The organism is Acinetobacter sp. AG3 (assembly GCF_022343575.1).
In the GTDB taxonomy this organism is placed as follows: domain Bacteria; phylum Pseudomonadota; class Gammaproteobacteria; order Pseudomonadales; family Moraxellaceae; genus Acinetobacter; species Acinetobacter guillouiae.
In genome coordinates this window covers 765645-785083 of the sequence record NZ_JAKQZD010000001.1, presented here as the reverse complement: position 1 = coordinate 785083, position 19439 = coordinate 765645, and the positions used below count along the sequence as shown (strand labels likewise).

The following is a 19439-nucleotide window of genomic DNA, read 5'->3' as shown; positions in this document are numbered from 1 at the left end:
TCATCATTGGTATTAAATCTCTTTATTTTTAAGCCTCTAGAAGCCAATAAAAATTAACAGAATTTCAATGAACCATAGCAGTTGGGTGTGAAATCTTGTTTTTTTAACACTAAATCTTTAAGTGGCATTGAAGCTGCTGGAGCATTTGTTAAATCAACAGTTCCTACAGGAATCGAGCTTCCAAAGAGACAACTTAGTATCCCCCAAGACCCACAATTAATTTCATTTGCTGGTTTCGCCAAAAAGGTGTTAATTTGACCCAATGTTTCTACTAATGTTGGTAATTCAATATTAACTGCTTTACTTGGGGTGATATCACCAATATCGATTGGATTAGAAAACTCTAACCACCATCCTCTTGCTGCAACCGACTTATTTGCTGTCCATTGCAAATCTTGGGATTGAAGTGATAAAGAAGCAGGAGTTCCATTAAGACTAGCTTTATGAAAAAAATTTAAACCCTCATCAATTGTTGCATCTACTTTCAAATTTTTAATTGTCCCTGTCGTTTCTCTATCTAAATTAATAATCAATAAAGCATTAGCGACAATATTTCCAGAAATTGCAATATCATTAACCGTAGCATTTGCTTTTAAGATAGCTGAGCTAATACGTTTACCTGTAATATCTTGCTGAGGTAAATTTAATATACCATTTAATACATTACTTCCCGTAGCTGAATCTCTTAAATTTAAATTATAACTTTTTGTTGTAAAATTTACCCCTGAAGCTTTTCCTTTAATGGCAACGCCTGTATAACTTTGTGTTAAAGCACCTTTTGCAGCCTCTCCAGATACTAAACTGGTTCCAAAACCATTCACCTTAGCAAGACCACTGGTTGCAGCAACAGTCATAAAACCACTTAAAGTATTAATCCCATTTGGCGTATCACTGTTTTCCAAACCAAATGTAATTAAGCCCATGGCTTTTTCTGAACTTAAATTAATTCCTACAACTTCACGCGTGGATGCACTATCTGGATTTTTTATTGCAAACTGAATAAAAGGGTTGGTTAATACCGCACTTGATCCAACCCGGGCAGCTCGATCAGAATCACTACCTGTATTAGAAGATGCCGAATTACCTAAACCGCTCAAACTAATATTGTCGATATCAATATCACAAACCCCACTACGAATAGAATTGTTAACTCCTCCACAGCCTAATTGTAATTTCTTTATATTTACATTTAATTCTAAATCAGCCTCTAGGCCTAACTTGTAAAAGCCTATATTTTTTGCACCACCATCCCGTTTTGATTCTAAATTACTTGCATCTGTTGGTGATGTATAACTCAAACTCATGAGTGCTTGACCCGTCATTTCTGATAATTGTTCATCAGTCAGAGCTTGTAACGTTGCAGCTTGAGCAGTGCTGATCCCTAAACCACTCAGTATCAACAATACAACATTTAAATATTTTATCTGGAACATCCTATGCTTCCATCCTTAGCAAAGCTTGACCTTATTTTTTATACCGATGCTAAAGTACTATTCAAATTCTGAATAAATAAAACGATATAAATCACATTTTTATTTAACATCAACGTAATTTTATTTATACCATAGATTAAAATTCATACCGAATAAATTTTAAATTTTCCGATAAAAAACAATTATTTAAAATAAAATAACATCTCCCATTAGATATACTTAATGATAAGTTTAACGACCGCACTTACTCCAATAAAAATAGTGCCTAAATCATATTGTTACTCATGATAAATACATAAAAAAAGCAAGTGATTTACACTTGCTTCTTTCAGCTCATTTTTAATTTAAGCTTTAGGTAAGGTTACCCCAACCTGACCTTGGTATTTACCACCACGATCTTTATAAGAGGTTTCACAGACTTCATCAGATTCAAAAAACAGCATTTGAGCAACACCTTCACCGGCATAAATACGCGCAGGTAAATTCGTCGTATTTGAAAACTCTAATGTCACATGACCTTCCCACTCAGGTTCAAGTGGCGTTACATTTACAATAATCCCGCAACGTGCATAAGTCGATTTACCTAGGCAGATCGTCAAAACATTACGTGGAATACGGAAATATTCAACAGTACGTGCTAACGCAAATGAGTTTGGAGGGATGATACAAACATCAGATTCAATGTCGATAAAACTACGTTCATCGAAATTTTTAGGGTCGACAATGGCAGAGTGAACATTGGTAAAGACTTTAAACTCACGTGCACAACGTACGTCATAACCATAGCTAGATACGCCATAAGAAATTAGCTTTTCACCATGTTCATCATAACGCACTTGGTTTTCTGCATACGGTTCAATCATACCGTGCTTTTCGCTCATTTCACGAATCCAACGATCAGACTTAATTGCCATTTATCTCTATCCCAAAACTGTGCTATTTACTGCGCTGTACTTTAACTGAAATTGCTTTTGAAAGGAATGTTTATGACGAAATAGAGCAACCCAAGTCTGTAAGTAAACGTACAAACTTAAGTTTAACTATAATCGATTGTTAAAGGCTTAAAAGTGCTGAGTAGCTCAGTGGTACAGTAAAACTCACTAAAACTAAAGACGCAGTTCTTTGCATATTACGCTGATTGAGCCAAGTCACTTTATTACTGCAAATCACAGAACCAATAAATGTCCAAAAAAATGCAATCGGTACGATTAATAATAAAAACACCAACATATGTGAAGTATAAGCAGACGCATTTTGCCATACATGTGTTGGAAAAATTGCAGAAGCAAAGAGAAGTGCTTTCGGGTTTAAAAGGGTTGCAAAAAATAACTCACGCGCCCGAATTGTCGCATGATTAAAGTTTTCATCTCGATTTGCTGTACGCCATAATTTTAAAGCCAGGAATAAAATATAACCTGCGCTAAATAATTTAAGAATAACGGGTACACTTGGAAACTGTTTAGACACAGATCCAATAATTAATCCCCAAATGGTAATGGAGATAAGATAGCCAAGCGCTTCCGCTGGAATTAATGCAAGAGATTTTCGAATTCCAACTTGAATTCCAGAAGATGCTAAAAGCGTATTGGTTGGTCCTGGTGTCAAAAGAATCGTCACCACCAAGCCAATAAAAAACCATGAAATCATTAAATGACCTCATCAATGGATTGATCGCAGATTAAATCTTTTAAATTGAATTGGCAAAAAATTAATTGTAAGAGAACTTATTGAAGAACATTACCCTAAATAAAAATATATTTTATTTTCAATGCTTTGAAAACTTAAAATCAGATAAGAACTGCAAAGTCACTGATCGAAGAAATGCTGTTTTTATGTCCAAAATCAAACTTTAAAATCAATAATAATACCTTTTAAATCAGTAAGTTTATTCCCAAATAGCACACTGATTAGCGGTAAAATACCAAGTAGTTCCGTTAAAGGCCATCTTTGGTACGAATCAAGGACTTTTTAAGTAAATTTTCAGTTTTATTGACTATTCTTTATTCATATTTCTCTCTTACTCATTAGGTTTTTTGTCAGAAAGGTTGTCGTTTTTATCTACATTGATGCACAATAGTTACCTTTCTTGCATTTTCTACTTTTATGGCAAAGCATTTTTTTCAGTCTTGGCTCCCTAGTCCAGAGCGAGTCAACAATTTGAAATTCATGAAGATTTTTGGCGATAAAGCCTTAAGTCCTCAGCTTTGGTATGTCAATCGAAAATCGATTTCTAAAGCAATGTTTATTGGTACCTTTTGGGGCATCCTGCCTATTCCATTCCACACCTTATTGATTATTTTTTCAGTATTATTCTTTGAGGCAAACTTACCGATTGGTCTAATTTTAGCTTGGATCATGAATCCGTTAACCATTGTGCCAATTTTGATTTTTGCCTTTTGGATTGGTTCCAAAATTTATCATGTGCATATGATCAATAAGGAAATGTTGCTCGGTGTTTTCCATCAAATCATTCATTGGATCAAAAACTTTGGACATGGGCATATTGATTTTAGCCTAGCCAAAATTCTTGCAACCGGTTTGTTTATTGAAGCATTTATATTTGCATCACTGCTCTTTATTGTGACACGTATTTACTGGCGTTGGAGCGTGATTAAAAAGTGGAATAACCGTAAAAAACAGCCCAAAACTCTCTAAGCAAACTCCAATTTATTTTGATAAAAAATTACTTTAAAGCGGCTTGTTTAGCTTTCATATATTCAACAACCACATCTAAAACATAATGCTGGCACGCTTCTCCAGTACCTGGGTCATATGCGCCCCCGTTGGTAATATTGTTCGATAAAATACGAACACCAAGGAATGGTACTTTATATTGGCTGGCAATTTGTGCCACAGATGCCGCCTCCATTTCCTCTACAGAAGTGCCATAGTTTTTATGGAAAAATGCAATTCGGTCCAATTCATTGTTCCAAACATCTGCTGAACCAATAGTACCTTCAACCACACGGCCCTTGCTATAATTGGTTTTTGCACGCTGCGCTGCCAATAACAGATCTTTATCTGCTTCAAATTTACGAATCGCAATCGGTTCAGGATCAGACTCATCCGTAGGCAGCACATCAAAAGCTTCTGTCCATTCAAGAGAATTCGAACCCTCTCCAACCGCTTTTTTAGGTGTTCTAAATGCACCAATATTGGTGGTGTAACGACCTAAAACAATATCATAGACATTAAGATCAGGATCATGTCCACCTGATGTTCCTTGGTTAATAATCGCAATGGGTTTATAACGTTCAATCGCAATTGCTGTTGCGGCAGCAGAGTTGCTCATTCCCATTCTTGTTTTAGAGATAATCACTGGATAACCTTGATAGGTTCCTTTCCAAAACGTCCAACCACCGAACGTTTCGACTGTAGAATTGCTTAGTTTTGAGGCCATTTGCTCAGATTCTACAGGTAATGCACCTTGAATGATGATGGGTTGCAATGATTTTTGTGTCGTTGAATTAGAATTGGTTTTATCTGAATCACTATCATTACATGCAGCCAAGAACATCGAACTACAGATTCCCAAAGCACATAAGATTTTTTTTAATAGCATGGTCTACTCAATGGTTTAAATTAGAAATTATACCTAAGCAATGAATATACCAGTTGATCAATTTTCTATATTTTTATACAGATAGTTAAGAGAAGGCGATTTAAATTTTATTTTTTGAGTTGGGAATAACTTTAATTAACTTAACATCGTTTGTGGATCAACATCATTTGTACCATACCCTTCATATTTAGCATTAATTATTTGATTTTTGAGAATACTGAAAATGGGCAGTGCGTATAAAATCTTATTATCGAGTAAGTTTAAATATTTCATTGATCCATTCTCAATTATCCTCTCTTTAATTCAATGGTTAAAATAAAGAGAGGACGCTTGAGAGGTCAATTCTTAGAAAATTCTATGCGGATCTTTTTCGGCTTTAGGTAAAGCTTGTGCAATTTTTTCAGCAATAGCCATATAGTTTTCTGCAGCAACATCTCCTGCTATCACAGAAGGTTTACCAGCATCAGCATTTTCACGAATTTGAACATTTAGAGGCAATCGTCCCAACAACGGAATATTATATTGCTCAGACAATTGATCGCCGCCACCTGTACCAAAAATTTGTTCTTCATGACCACAGTTTGAGCAGATATGCGTCGACATATTTTCCACCACCCCCATAACTGGAATATGTACTTTATTAAACAGTTCAATTCCTTTCACAGCATCCATCAAGGCTACATTCTGAGGTGTTGTCACAATCACAGCGCCTGTTACAGGAATACGCTGGGCAAGGGTTAATTGAATATCACCAGTACCAGGTGGCATATCGATGACTAGAACGTCTAAATCAGGCCATAGCGCTTGATTAAACAGTTGCATTAATGCACCTGTGGCTTTTGCACCACGCCAAGCAACTGGTGTATTTTCTTTTCCAATCAAATGACCGATTGAAAGTACCGCCATACCATAAGCTTCTAATGGTACAAAATTTTCACCTTCTATTTTAGGTGTTTGTCCAGCATTACCCAGCATTGTTGGAATACTTGGACCATAGATATCAGCATCCAAAACCCCGACTTTTAAGCCTAATTTGTGCAAAGCCAATGCGATATTTACTGTGGTGGTTGATTTACCGACCCCACCTTTACCCGATGATATGAGGATCACATTTTGAATTCGAGGGTGTTTCGGAATATCTCGTTGTTGTGGTGCTGCTTTTTGAATTGGTGGATTATTAGGATCTTCTTGTGTATTTGCCATTTTAGCAGAAGCATCGACAACTGGAGGAAGATTAGGATGTTGCTCTTTGGGCTTTGAAGCACAACTATGCCCCGCTTTTCCATGCTGATCACTGCCACAACTCGAATCATGTTGAATTTTTTGTTGAATCACATGCAGATTCAACTCTTGAATACCGCACTTCTCCAATGCATCGGCGAGATCATCATGAATTTTTTGTAAATGATCTGCCTCTTCAGGATAAGTATTAATTGTCAGTTGTAATACTCGGCCTACAACATTCACTTGAGTAATACGATCTTTTAAGACATTTGAATTTGGCAAAATATAGTTTTGCAAAACAGATTGGACTTCTTCCTCTTTCACCTCCTGTGCAGGAGAAAAAACTGATTTAAGCGAAGAAAGCCACGACATAGATTTGCTCCAAATTTGCAAATACAATAAATACTGAGAACAGATAGTTTAACTGTAAAATGACCTGAGGTTAAGCAAACTTCTATTCAGCTTTTTGAATGTCGTTATTAATCCTACTTATTTAGTTGGTTTAGCATCCAAAATAATCCATTCAATCATTTTATCTCATTGTTCAGAATGAACTTTTAGTTTTTGCGATTTAGATTTCTATGACAAACGCCTTCTTAATAATTCCCATACAAATACTGGATAAAAAATAGCTATAGTCAGATTGGGTCAATAGGGTCTGTTGGCAATTCGTCTATGTTTGCGACTACGTGTGTTTTTTAGGCGATACTAGGCGCGAAATACGAAATTTAGTCATTCTAAATGAGTAGTTCGTAACGATGTAGCGGCAAAAAACACGCTAGTCCCGAAGGGTTGTGGTTAAAATTATCTCAGCCTGTGTTATGAAACTCGAAAATAGTCTCGCTATTCTCTTCGTTTCATGCCTTGCCTGCTCAATTTTAACCTACAACGCAAGCCATTTATGAAATGTCTACAGACCCTAACAACTTTGTGTAATTTTTGACAATAATAAGGTAGGTCTATGAAGTCTCTATTATTTTTAGTTTTTACTGTAATCATTTCGAGTTCAGCTTTTGCTGGAACATCTACAACTGCGGTGCGTACATCTTCAGGACAATTGGTTTCTGTAGGTGATAGTTTGACGGAAATGTCGACACGAATTGGTCAATCTCCAATTTCAATGAACACTTATGAACGTAAAGAAGGTAAAACGACGGTTACCGTATCCAACTATATCTATGAGATTGAGAATGTAACTTATACTTTTACGGTAGTGAATAATCAGATTCGTGAAATCGAGTGGATTCGTAAAGAACCTTAAGTAAAAAGTATCACTGAACAGCGTGGCGCTGTTCAGTGATTGTTCAAATTACTTTTCATCATCTTTTTTGTGCTTCAAATCATTTACAGCTTGCTCACCTTTAAGCAGCGTTTCTTTTGCTTTATGTTTGAGGTCATCTGCAACCTTTTCAGCACCTAATTTTGCTTCTTTGGCTTTTAACTTCACATCATCAATTACTTCAGAAGCTTTGTTTTTTAAATCGTCTAAATTTGTCATGATTTTCTTCCTATTTAATTAAGTCTCACCCTAGTTATAACAACTGAAACTCCATAAAATGTAAAAAGATGCATTTCTTTAACAATTCATACACAGTTTGTAGCGATGTGTTTTTTTGTTTCAAAATGAATAAAATAGCCTATTCTGATTGATTAAAAATCATTGAATTAAAACAAACACTGAGTCTTATCGAATGCAACACTTAATGAAAGAAAAAATTATCCGAGTCTGTAATGATAAAATTGCTAAAAAGGGAGATGATGTTGGTTTATCTTTTTATGCATTCTTTGCCAATAAAAATGATAACCCAGAAACCTTAATGCAAGTGGCAGAATGGTGGATTAAAACCCATCAGCTTGATCATTTTGAAAAGGCAATCAAAATTAAGAAAATGATTGAAGATGAATGCTAAATATTCATTTTTTAAACAATTCATCATAATGCTGCATATGGGTAAAAATTCCATCTTGTCTTCTATGTTGATCAATTTGCGGGACTAAATCCTGAAAATGGGAGGATTGAACATGGGCATCTAAAGCAGCTCGATCCACCCATTCCTCAATAAATACAAAATGCCCTGTATTGCATAAATCATGATATAAATCATAGGCAATACAGCCCGCTTCTCGTTTAGTTTGCTCAACTAATTGTTGATATAAAGGTAAAACTAAATCAATTTTATCCACTTGGATAAAGTCTTCGGCAATCAGTTTAAGCATAGGTAATTTCTTATTGATATCGAAGTTCGAACATAACATGAAACGCAAATTTAAACCCAATGATGTACTTGTTTTCTAAACATATTCTGCGCATTAAATTTTCTGCATAAAATGAAGTAAACTGCATTTCCGAGAACTAGACCGATACAAAACGGGAGCAATAGCAGTAAATAAACGAAGATTAAATAACTCAATGCCTCGATAAAGTTAGATAGAGCACCATCTAAACATAAAACTAAGAATAAAAAACTTAGCATCATGATAAAGATCAAAGTTATAGATTTTATAATCTGTGTTGTTTCGATGATTTTTTGAGGTACTTTAAATACTTTAAAAATAACTGTGTAACTAAAAAAACCGACCAGCAGTAAAAATGGAGTTAAATACAATACGACTTCCATGCCTCGGCTTGAAGTTCGTTCAGAAGCTGAAATAAATAAATCGCCCTGATAAAAATATAGAAAAAGACAAAATGGCACAACTAAACTAAGAACAGCCGCTAAACTTGCAAATGCTGAAGCAACAAATACATACCAAGACCGCATGATTTTCTCCTTCTTCGATCTTGGTGTTAGTTTCTAAAATTAAAATGTAGCGTGTTTGATTAGGATGTGAAGTTTAGGTGAAGAATCATCACGATTGGAACTTTATGATCGGACATTTCCCATAAAACTGACTGCCGCAAATAGCCAAATAAACAATACGAAACTGCGACCCTGATTAAAATGATTCAAATCCGTACCATGTAGAATGTTATGCCGTGTCATACTCACCGTTGAACTACTATCCATCTTATAAGCAGCCAACTCTAAAAAATAATGATTCAATTCATTGGCAATTTTAGCTTTATGCCACAAACTTTTAATCTCATGACCTTTTAACCCAGGAACGATTTTATAGACATCAATAAACTTGGTGTCCTGTTGTTTTAAATAACCATTTTGAACTAAAACAGCCGTTAACAAACCTTCCAATTGGGCATAAAGCAATGGAATACATCCCGCATACAACTCTAATTGATAGAGTTTAAAGCTTTGTTCTAACACAGCTTGGTATTGTGACTTCTGCTCACCCAGTGCTAATTGATCAAAAGCTTTAAACATCTCAGACTGAAAAAACGCACTGTTGATCACATCTAAAAGATTAAACTGAGCAATATCTTCAGCTTCGTGTATCAATTGCCAAAAATGCAATAGATTGAGAGCGTCATTGGCAATTTTAGCCCCCACAGGCTGATCCAATTGATTGGCTAAAACTTCAAAATAAGGCTCTTCTTGAGCAAACCCATTGAGTGTTTCAATAAGATACTGATGTTCATCTTCAGAAATATCTGCAAAATAGCGTTCAGCTTGTTTCAGAATATTTTTCTCAATCAGATTTTTACTATTTTGATTTTGTGGAATACGGGTTACAGGCTGGTCATCATCAAAATATTCATCATCAATCATAGATTTATTGCTCTTGGGAAATACACGAATACACCATTCTATAATAATGAATTGGCAGATATAAGAATATGCATAAAAATCTACATTTGAAAAGAATTCACCTATTCTGTTGTGCATCTTCATAGCAATTACGCTAAAATCAATGCCCTTGCATTAACTTTGAGAAAGAGAGTTATATCCGTGCGAAATATTTTAGTCACTAACGCCCTTCCATACGCAAATGGTCCTATTCATATGGGTCACCTACTCGGCTACATCCAAGCAGATATCTGGGTTCGTGCCATGCGTGCAATGGGTCATGACGTGACTTATGTCTGCGCGGATGATGCACACGGTACAGCAATCATGCTCCGTGCAGAAGCAAATGGGATTAGTCCAGAAGCGCAAATTGCCAATGTGCAAAAAGAGCATATCCGTGATTTTGATGGCTTTGGCGTACATTTCGATCACTATGATTCAACCAATAGCGATGAAAATAAAGCCCGTTCTGAGGAAATCTATATTAAAAACCGTGAGGCAGGCAATATTGCGATTCGTCCTGTTACTCAGTTGTTTGATCCTGAAAAAAGCATGTTCTTGTCAGACCGTTTCATTAAAGGCACTTGTCCAAAATGTAAAGCGGAAGATCAGTATGGCGACTCATGCGAAGTATGTGGTACGACCTATAATGCAACAGAGCTATTAAACCCACGCTCAACATTAAGTGGTGCGACACCTGTTGAAAAATCATCAGATCATTATTTCTTTAAACTCCCAAACTTTGCCGAATACTTGCAAAAATGGACGCGTGATGAAGGTCGTTTACCTGTTTCGATCGCAAATAAGTTAGATGAATGGTTTGAAAATGGTCTAAACGATTGGGATATCTCTCGTGATGCACCTTATTTCGGCTTTGAAATTCCAGATGCACCAAATAAATATTTCTATGTTTGGGTTGATGCTCCGATTGGCTATATGTCAAGTTTTGAAAATTACATCAAAACGAAGCGCCCAGAATTAAGCTTTGACGACTATTGGAAAAAAGATTCTAAAAATGAGGTCTATCACTTCATTGGTAAAGACATTGTATATTTCCATGCGTTGTTCTGGCCTGCAATGTTAGAAGGTGCAAATTACCGCACCCCTACAGGCCTATTCGTAAATGGTTTCTTGACTGTAAATGGTCAAAAAATGTCAAAATCGCGTGGCACATTTATTAAAGCTGAAACCTATCTGCAGCACTTAAATCCTGAATATTTACGTTATTACTTTGCTTCTAAACTCTCTGATAAGGTTGAAGATTCTGATTTGAATCTTGATGACTTTGTGCAAAAAGTAAATTCAGATTTAGTAGGAAAAGTTGTGAATATTGCCAGTCGTTGTGCAAAATTCATTAACAGCAATTTTAACAATAGCTTGTCTGCAACATGTGCTGAACCTGAGCTGGTTCAAAGTTTCATTGATGCGGGTGCTTCGATTGCTCAATCTTATGAAGCGCGTGAGTTTTCAACCGCTATACGTGAAATCATGGCACTTGCTGATCGTGCAAATCAGTATATTGATGAGAAAAAACCATGGGCTTTGGCAAAACAAGAAGGTCAGGAACAACAAGTTCATGATGTCTGCTCTGTTGGCATCAACCTATTCCGTCAATTGGCTGTTTACTTGGCACCGGTACTACCAACTTTGGCAACACAGGTTCAAGACTTCTTAAAACTTGAAAGTTTTGATTTTGCTTCAGGAAAAACGGTTTTAGTTGCGCATGAAATTGCTCAATTCCAGCCATTGATGCAACGTGTTGATCCAAAAGCAGTTGCTGCAATGGTTGATGCATCAAAAGAATCTTTAGCTGCTGCAACACCAGCGAAAGCAGAAAAGAAAACTGAAAAAACCAAAGAGAAAAAGCCTGAAGCCAAAGTGGGTGAAGCAGAAATCATTACGATCGATGACTTTATCAAAATCGACTTGCGTGTTGCTGAAGTCTTAGAAGCAGCAACAGTAGAAGGTTCTGATAAACTGCTTCAATTGACTCTAAATGTCGGCGAAGCTGAACCACGTAATGTATTCAGTGGGATCCGTGAGTTCTACAAACCTGAAGACTTAACTGGCAAATTGGTGGTTATGGTTGCAAACCTTGCGCCGCGTAAAATGCGTTTTGGTATTTCAAATGGTATGGTGCTTGCTGCTGGGAATGGTGATGGTGTTTGGGTGATTTCACCTGAATCTGGTGCGAAACCAGGTGATAAAGTTTCTTAATTATTGATTATCTCATCCGAGACGATCATAAATCACTAAAAGGCTTCTTCGAAAGTCTTTTTTTATGCTACTGTTTTACTACATTCACATTATAAAAATGAAAAAAAAGGGGCTCGCCTCAATATGGATATATCAAAGAATAACCAAGGAAAAATATCTGCATTTATCCTCTGTGGTCCACTCATTGGTACATTTATTATCACGATCACATTTCACAGCGGATTATTTTTTTATGATCCAATGCGGTTTTTAAAAGGACTCATTACACCATCTATTATATTTCCAATGATTGCTGCATCCATCTTGATTACTCCAATTGGTTATCTCTTAGGATGCATTCCAGTCATCATTACCAATCTCTTATTTAATCACTTTTTTGCAAGTAAATTAGCGTTAGCCTCTTGGCGTTATAGTTTAATCTATGGGTGTCTTTTAGGCTTTATGCTAGCCCCTTTTATTCTTATCATTGCTATAGTCACGCCTTTCCCTTTATTCACTTTTCTTTACCTCCAGTTTGTCCTTATACTACCAACAGCGCTGATTTGTACTTTTATTGAGTGGAAAAGAGCCAGAAATCGTCAGGATATCAATGAATGACCTCACATAGCTGATTCGATCATTGTGTATATTAATAAAAAATTCGCTTACAAAAGTCGATTTTTTTTCATATATAAAAAGCACCGTGATGAACCAATCCATGTTAAAAAATAATTCGTTAAATTAATTCTGATCAACTCCAATGAAAAAAACTGCCCTATCATTATCAGTCCTTTTATTCGGCTTATTCCCTCTTACATCACAAGCAGAAGTCACCAAAACATTACCGATCATTGAACAACAAGCGCAAGTAGCAGGGTTTTACCAACATCAGTTGGGCAATACACAAATTACCGCCTTGCTAGATGGCACCAACTTTATGTCTCCCACACTATTTAAGGATATTTCACAGGATAAGGTTCAAGAAATTTTAAAGAAATATCATGCAGATCAAGCCAAAGGTGTGCAAACATCGGTGAATGCATTTTTAGTTAACACAGGAAAATCATTGGTTTTGGTGGATAGCGGTACTGCAGATTGTTTCGGTGCGCATCTAGGCTCTGTATTAAAAAATCTCAAAGCTTCAGGTCATCAACCTGAACAAGTCAATACGATTTTACTGACACATTTACATCCTGATCATTCCTGTGGTGTCAGTAAAAATGGCATAGCAAACTACCCAAATGCCACCATCTATGTCTCTGAAGATGAAGCAAATTATTGGCTAAATCCGAAACAAGCTGAAAAAATAGCGCAAGATAAACGTGCCAATTACTTAGCAACTGTCGAAAAGATCAAAGCCGCCCTTGCACCCTATCAAGTTAAAAAACAGTTTAAAACATTTAAACTGGGTGACAACATCAGCGGATTTGAAGTGATCAGTACTGCTGGTCATACCCCAGGGCATTTTAGTTATAAACTAAAAACAACGGGTGAAGATATTATTTTTATTGGAGATATTGTCCACTCTCATACAGTACAATTCGATAAACCAGAAACAGCAATAGAATATGATATTGACCCGAAAACAGCTGTTCAAACCCGATTAAAGCAGTTTGCTGATTATGCAAAACATGGGCAAACCATCGCAGCACCTCATTTACCATTCCCAGGCATTGGACATATTTACTCAGCAGATGGGAAAAGCTATCAATGGATTCCTGTTCATTTTAAAGATTAATGATTTTATTGTTTAAGTAGAATCTTTCTAATGATTTTTAAAAGCTCCTGCTAAGGCTAGAGCTTTTATATTTCCTTTCGCAGTTTTCTTTTCATTTCGCTAATAAACACCACCCATAAAAAAACACCCCGCTCTCGTTAAAGAACGGGGTGTTTTTAGATTTAAAAGCTGGCGATGACTTACTCTCACATGGGTAACCCCACACTACCATCAGCGCTAAGAGGTTTCACTTCTGAGTTCGGGAAGGGATCAGGTGGTTCACTCTTGCTATTGTCGCCAGCAAACTGTTATGGACTTGTTCGGGTCTTATTTAAATGCCTTACTTCGTACCAAATGAGTTTAACAGAACATTTGAGTTGAATAGTTTAACTAGCTTTACAACTAAATCAAGTATGTTTGATCTTTTATGAATCAAATGATGCTTCATATACAACTGCTTGGGTGTTGTATAGTCAAGCCTCACGAGCAATTAGTATTGGTCAGCTTCATGCGTCACCGCACTTCCACATCCAACCTATCAACGTCGTAGTCTTCAACGGCTCTTTAGAGGACATAAAGTCCTAGGGAAATCTTATCTTGAGGTAGGCTTCCCGCTTAGATGCTTTCAGCGGTTATCCCTTCCGAACATAGCTACCCGGCGATGCGACTGGCGTCACAACCGGTACACCAGAGGTTCGTCCACTCTGGTCCTCTCGTACTAGGAGCAGATCCTCTCAAATTTCCAACGCCCACGGTAGATAGGGACCGAACTGTCTCACGACGTTCTAAACCCAGCTCGCGTACCTCTTTAAATGGCGAACAGCCATACCCTTGGGACCTGCTTCAGCCCCAGGATGAGATGAGCCGACATCGAGGTGCCAAACACCGCCGTCGATATGAACTCTTGGGCGGTATCAGCCTGTTATCCCCAGAGTACCTTTTATCCGTTGAGCGATGGCCCTTCCATACAGAACCACCGGATCACTAAGACCTACTTTCGTACCTGCTCGACTTGTGGGTCTCGCAGTTAAGCGCGCTTTTGCCTTTATACTCTACGCGTGATTTCCGACCACGCTGAGCGCACCTTCGTACTCCTCCGTTACTCTTTAGGAGGAGACCGCCCCAGTCAAACTACCCACCAGACATGGTCCTCGTCCCGGATAACGGGACAGAGTTAGAACCTCAATATTACCAGGGTGGTATTTCAAGGATGGCTCCATAGCAACTGGCGTCACTACTTCAAAGCCTCCCACCTATCCTACACAAGTAAGATCAAAGTTCAATGTCAAGCTGCAGTAAAGGTTCACGGGGTCTTTCCGTCTAGCCGCGGGTACACCGCATCTTCACGGCGATTTCGATTTCACTGAGCCTCTGCTGGAGACAGCGCCCCCATCATTATGCCATTCGTGCAGGTCGGAACTTACCCGACAAGGAATTTCGCTACCTTAGGACCGTTATAGTTACGGCCGCCGTTTACTGGGGCTTCGATCAAGAGCTTCGCTTACGCTAACCCCATCAATTAACCTTCCAGCACCGGGCAGGCATCACACCCTATACGTCCACTTTCGTGTTTGCAGAGTGCTATGTTTTTAATAAACAGTTGCAGGGGCCTGGTTTCTGTGGCTGCCAATAGCTCAAGGAGCAAGTCCTATCACCGTCAGCAGCGTACCTTCTCCCGAAGTTACGGTACCATTTTGCCTAGTTCCTTCAGCAGAGTTCTCTCAAGCGCTTTGGTCTACTCGACCTGACCACCTGTGTCGGTTTAGGGTACGATTCCTGTGTAACTGAAGCTTAGAGACTTTTCCTGGAAGCATAGTATCAGCCACTTCGCTAGTAAACTAGCTTGCTATCAGCTCTCAGCATAGAGCACCCCGGATTTGCCTAAGATGCATGCCTACTGCCTTTCACCTGGACAACCAACGCCAGGCTGACTTAACTTTCTCCGTCCTCTCATCGCATTACACAGAAGTATTGGAATATTAACCAATTTCCCATCGACTACGCCTCTCGGCCTCGCCTTAGGGGTCGACTCACCCAGCCCCGATTAACGTTGGACTGGAACCCTTGGTCTTTCAGCGAACGGGTTTTTCACCCGTTTTGTCGTTACTCACGTCAGCATTCGCACTTCTGATACCTCCAGCATACTTCTCAATACACCTTCATCGGCTTACAGAACGCTCCCCTACCACGTGCACATAGTGCACATCCGCAGCTTCGGCATATAGTTTTAGCCCCGTTACATCTTCCGCGCAGGCCGACTCGACTAGTGAGCTATTACGCTTTCTTTAAAGGGTGGCTGCTTCTAAGCCAACCTCCTAGCTGTCTATGCCTTCCCACATCGTTTCCCACTTAACTATAATTTGGGGGCCTTAGCTGGCGGTCTGGATTGTTTTCCTCTTGACTACGGACGTTAGCACCCGCAGTCTGTCTCCCGGATAGTACTCATAGGTATTCGGAGTTTGCATCGGTTTGGTAAGTCGGGATGACCCCCTAGCCGAAACAGTGCTCTACCCCCTATGGTATTCGTCCGAGGCGCTACCTAAATAGCTTTCGGGGAGAACCAGCTATCACCGAGTTTGATTAGCCTTTCACCCCTATCCACAAGTCATCCCCTGGCTTTTCAACGACAGTGGGTTCGGTCCTCCAGTTAGTGTTACCCAACCTTCAACCTGCTCATGGATAGATCACCCGGTTTCGGGTCTATACCCAGCAACTAAACGCCCTATTAAGACTCGATTTCTCTACGGCTCCCCTATACGGTTAACCTTGCTACTGAATATAAGTCGCTGACCCATTATACAAAAGGTACGCAGTCACCGAACAAGTCGGCTCCCACTGCTTGTATGCATGCGGTTTCAGGATCTATTTCACTCCCCTCACAGGGGTTCTTTTCGCCTTTCCCTCACGGTACTGGTTCACTATCGGTCAGTCAGGAGTATTTAGCCTTGGAGGATGGTCCCCCCATATTCAGACAAGGTTTCACGTGCCTCGCCCTACTCGTCATCATTATATGTGCCCTTTCGTGTACGGGACTATCACCCTCTACGGTAGCACTTCCCAGAGCTTTCCGCTAAAACACATATAACTTAATGGGCTGATCCCCGTTCGCTCGCCGCTACTGAGGGAATCTCAATTGATTTCTTTTCCTAAGGGTACTGAGATGTTTCACTTCCCCTCGTTCGCCTCGCATGACTATGTATTCATCATGCGATACCTACCTTATGGTAAGTGGGTTTCCCCATTCAGAAATCTCCGGATCACAGGATATTTGCCGCCTCCCCGAAGCTTATCGCAGGCTATTACGTCTTTCATCGCCTCTGACTGCCAAGGCATCCACCACATGCACTTAATTACTTGACTATACAACCCCAAACAGTCGTTAATCCCTACAAGGAGGATCAACAATGTGAACTTAATCACTTCTATTTGTTGCCTGTGAATTTAATCACTATACAGCTTCAATTTAATTCATATACCAAAACGCTTGATTCAGTTTTATCGCTAGTGCTCATTTCATTCAACATTAACAATTACTTGCTAACATCAACTAAAACGAGTTTAAACAATTATTTCAACTCAAATATATTCTGTTAATGATTCACTACCGCCTCGTCAGCGAGTAGTTAACTGTGATAAATCACAGAACTTAATAAGCTATCGGCTTACTAAGTTCTGTAATCACTTAGTCTTTAATTAGTGGTGGAGACTAACGGAGTCGAACCGTTGACCTCCTGCGTGCAAAGCAGGCGCTCTACCAACTAAGCTAAGTCCCCAGCTTAAGATCTTAATATATCTGCTCTTCTGTGTTCAGTAGACTTGGTGGGTCTGACAAGACTTGAACTTGTGACCCCACGCTTATCAAGCGTGTGCTCTAACCAACTGAGCTACAGACCCTCAGATACATCAATGAAGAACAACTTGTTGTGGATTCTTACCAATCGTCAATCTTTCGTTAAGGAGGTGATCCAGCCGCAGGTTCCCCTACGGCTACCTTGTTACGACTTCACCCCAGTCATCGGCCACACCGTGGTAAGCGTCCTCCTTACGGTTAGACTACCTACTTCTGGTGCAACAAACTCCCATGGTGTGACGGGCGGTGTGTACAAGGCCCGGGAACGTATTCACCGCGGCATTCTGATCCGCGATTACTAGCGATTCCGACTTCATGGAGTCGAGTTGCAGACTCCAATCCGGACTACGATCGGCTTTTTGAGATTAGCATCCTATCGCTAGGTAGCAACCCTTTGTACCGACCATTGTAGCACGTGTGTAGCCCTGGTCGTAAGGGCCATGATGACTTGACGTCGTCCCCGCCTTCCTCCAGTTTGTCACTGGCAGTATCCTTAAAGTTCCCACCCGAAGTGCTGGCAAATAAGGAAAAGGGTTGCGCTCGTTGCGGGACTTAACCCAACATCTCACGACACGAGCTGACGACAGCCATGCAGCACCTGTATGTAAGTTCCCGAAGGCACCAATCCATCTCTGGAAAGTTCTTACTATGTCAAGACCAGGTAAGGTTCTTCGCGTTGCATCGAATTAAACCACATGCTCCACCGCTTGTGCGGGCCCCCGTCAATTCATTTGAGTTTTAGTCTTGCGACCGTACTCCCCAGGCGGTCTACTTATCGCGTTAGCTGCGCCACTAAAGCCTCAAAGGCCCCAACGGCTAGTAGACATCGTTTACGGCATGGACTACCAGGGTATCTAATCCTGTTTGCTCCCCATGCTTTCGTACCTCAGCGTCAGTATTAGGCCAGATGGCTGCCTTCGCCATCGGTATTCCTCCAGATCTCTACGCATTTCACCGCTACACCTGGAATTCTACCATCCTCTCCCATACTCTAGCTTCCCAGTATCGAATGCAATTCCCAAGTTAAGCTCGGGGATTTCACATCCGACTTAAAAAGCCGCCTACGCACGCTTTACGCCCAGTAAATCCGATTAACGCTCGCACCCTCTGTATTACCGCGGCTGCTGGCACAGAGTTAGCCGGTGCTTATTCTGCGAGTAACGTCCACTCTTCTTGGGTATTAACCAAGAGAGCCTCCTCCTCGCTTAAAGTGCTTTACAACCATAAGGCCTTCTTCACACACGCGGCATGGCTGGATCAGGGTTCCCCCCATTGTCCAATATTCCCCACTGCTGCCTCCCGTAGGAGTCTGGGCCGTGTCTCAGTCCCAGTGTGGCGGATCATCCTCTCAGACCCGCTACAGATCGTCGCCTTGGTAGGCCTTTACCCCACCAACTAGCTAATCCGACTTAGGCTCATCTATTAACGCAAGGTCACAAGTGATCCCCTGCTTTCCCCCGTAGGGCGTATGCGGTATTAGCATCCCTTTCGAGATGTTGTCCCCCATTAATAGGCAGATTCCTAAGTATTACTCACCCGTCCGCCGCTAGGTCAGTTACCGAAGCAACATCCCCCGCTCGACTTGCATGTGTTAAGCCTGCCGCCAGCGTTCAATCTGAGCCATGATCAAACTCTTCAGTTAAAAATCATTAGTGACTTAAGGTCACAATTCTGACTCATCAATGTACTGACAAATTCTCTCAAATAAACTTCGAGTAATTTAAACCAATCAATCAATGATAATATTTCGATCAATCAATCAGTAAAAATCCAC

At 39.7% G+C, this 19439-nt stretch carries 15 protein-coding genes, 2 tRNA genes and 3 rRNA genes; 6 read left to right on the top strand and 14 right to left on the bottom strand.

All coding sequences use genetic code 11. From position 1 onward, the window contains the following. Positions 1-53: 53 nt before the first annotated feature. The 3 genes from L3V46_RS03840 to L3V46_RS03830 form a co-directional block, all read right to left on the bottom strand. Positions 54-1433 (bottom strand): hypothetical protein, encoded by a 1380-nt coding sequence (locus L3V46_RS03840; protein ID WP_239044968.1) that lies wholly within the window; start codon positions 1431-1433, stop codon positions 54-56. Positions 1434-1777: 344 nt separating this feature from the next. Further along, a complete protein-coding gene (dcd, locus tag L3V46_RS03835; protein WP_004723815.1) occupies positions 1778-2347 on the bottom strand; it encodes a dCTP deaminase in 570 nt (189 codons plus the stop codon). Between the two features lie 139 nt (positions 2348-2486). Next, positions 2487-3080, bottom strand: a complete 594-nt coding sequence (locus L3V46_RS03830) for a LysE family translocator (RefSeq protein WP_004723817.1) — start codon at positions 3078-3080, stop codon at positions 2487-2489. A gap of 456 nt (positions 3081-3536) precedes the next feature. On the opposite strand from L3V46_RS03830, the gene L3V46_RS03825 reads away from it, so the two are divergent. Continuing rightward, complete coding sequence (locus L3V46_RS03825; RefSeq protein ID WP_239044967.1) at positions 3537-4088, top strand: DUF2062 domain-containing protein; 552 nt, start codon at positions 3537-3539, stop codon at positions 4086-4088. A 28-nt stretch (positions 4089-4116) separates the two neighbouring features. Here L3V46_RS03825 and L3V46_RS03820 read toward each other — a convergent pair whose 3' ends face one another. Together L3V46_RS03820 and apbC are read right to left on the bottom strand one after the other, a co-directional pair. After that, positions 4117-4995, bottom strand: a complete 879-nt coding sequence (locus L3V46_RS03820) for a 5'-methylthioadenosine/S-adenosylhomocysteine nucleosidase (protein WP_239044966.1) — start codon at positions 4993-4995, stop codon at positions 4117-4119. Positions 4996-5340: 345 nt separating this feature from the next. Then, a complete protein-coding gene (gene apbC, locus L3V46_RS03815) occupies positions 5341-6591 on the bottom strand; it encodes an iron-sulfur cluster carrier protein ApbC (RefSeq protein WP_004723826.1) in 1251 nt (416 codons plus the stop codon). 589 nt (positions 6592-7180) lie between these two features. Between apbC and L3V46_RS03810 the strand changes: the two genes are divergently transcribed. Beyond that, positions 7181-7480 (top strand): hypothetical protein, encoded by a 300-nt coding sequence (locus L3V46_RS03810; protein ID WP_239044965.1) that lies wholly within the window; start codon positions 7181-7183, stop codon positions 7478-7480. Between the two features lie 48 nt (positions 7481-7528). Here the strand turns inward: L3V46_RS03810 and L3V46_RS03805 are convergent, their stop codons facing one another. After that, on the bottom strand, positions 7529-7717 hold the full coding sequence (locus L3V46_RS03805; RefSeq protein WP_004723829.1) for a hypothetical protein: 189 nt from the start codon (positions 7715-7717) through the stop codon (positions 7529-7531). 193 nt (positions 7718-7910) lie between these two features. Here L3V46_RS03805 and L3V46_RS03800 point away from each other — a divergent pair, with 193 nt between their 5' ends. Beyond that, positions 7911-8129 carry a DUF6500 family protein gene (locus L3V46_RS03800; RefSeq protein ID WP_239044964.1) on the top strand — a complete coding sequence of 73 codons (219 nt, stop codon included), beginning with the start codon at positions 7911-7913 and terminating at the stop codon, positions 8127-8129. A 4-nt stretch (positions 8130-8133) separates the two neighbouring features. On the opposite strand, the gene L3V46_RS03795 is transcribed toward L3V46_RS03800, so the two are convergent. From L3V46_RS03795 to L3V46_RS03785, 3 genes are all read right to left on the bottom strand, one after another. Continuing rightward, entirely contained in the window at positions 8134-8436 is a 303-nt protein-coding gene (locus L3V46_RS03795) for a putative quinol monooxygenase (protein ID WP_239044963.1), read from the bottom strand. A 50-nt stretch (positions 8437-8486) separates the two neighbouring features. Beyond that, on the bottom strand, positions 8487-8981 hold the full coding sequence (locus tag L3V46_RS03790; protein ID WP_239044962.1) for a hypothetical protein: 495 nt from the start codon (positions 8979-8981) through the stop codon (positions 8487-8489). Positions 8982-9083: 102 nt separating this feature from the next. Beyond that, positions 9084-9884, bottom strand: a complete 801-nt coding sequence (locus tag L3V46_RS03785) for a hypothetical protein (RefSeq protein ID WP_004817729.1) — start codon at positions 9882-9884, stop codon at positions 9084-9086. Between the two features lie 180 nt (positions 9885-10064). On the opposite strand from L3V46_RS03785, the gene metG reads away from it, so the two are divergent. The 3 genes from metG to L3V46_RS03770 all read left to right on the top strand — a co-directional run bounded on the left by metG (position 10065) and on the right by L3V46_RS03770 (position 13836). Beyond that, positions 10065-12119: a methionine--tRNA ligase gene (gene metG, locus L3V46_RS03780; RefSeq protein WP_239044961.1), complete on the top strand. Its 2055-nt coding sequence runs from the start codon at positions 10065-10067 to the stop codon at positions 12117-12119. Between the two features lie 123 nt (positions 12120-12242). Then, positions 12243-12716 carry a hypothetical protein gene (locus L3V46_RS03775; protein ID WP_004817731.1) on the top strand — a complete coding sequence of 158 codons (474 nt, stop codon included), beginning with the start codon at positions 12243-12245 and terminating at the stop codon, positions 12714-12716. Positions 12717-12858: 142 nt separating this feature from the next. Continuing rightward, positions 12859-13836 carry an MBL fold metallo-hydrolase gene (locus L3V46_RS03770; protein WP_239044960.1) on the top strand — a complete coding sequence of 326 codons (978 nt, stop codon included), beginning with the start codon at positions 12859-12861 and terminating at the stop codon, positions 13834-13836. 166 nt (positions 13837-14002) lie between these two features. On the opposite strand, the gene rrf is transcribed toward L3V46_RS03770, so the two are convergent. From rrf to L3V46_RS03745, 5 genes are all read right to left on the bottom strand, one after another. After that, a 5S ribosomal RNA gene (rrf, locus tag L3V46_RS03765) occupies positions 14003-14117 on the bottom strand. 167 nt (positions 14118-14284) lie between these two features. Further along, a 23S ribosomal RNA gene (locus tag L3V46_RS03760) occupies positions 14285-17175 on the bottom strand. 337 nt (positions 17176-17512) lie between these two features. Beyond that, positions 17513-17588: transfer RNA gene (locus tag L3V46_RS03755), tRNA-Ala, on the bottom strand. 44 nt (positions 17589-17632) lie between these two features. Beyond that, positions 17633-17709, bottom strand: a tRNA-Ile gene (locus L3V46_RS03750). Between the two features lie 59 nt (positions 17710-17768). Next, positions 17769-19307: ribosomal RNA gene (locus tag L3V46_RS03745) — 16S ribosomal RNA — on the bottom strand. Together the 16S, 23S and 5S rRNA genes with 2 tRNA genes alongside form the textbook arrangement of a ribosomal RNA operon. Positions 19308-19439 lie beyond the last annotated feature (132 nt).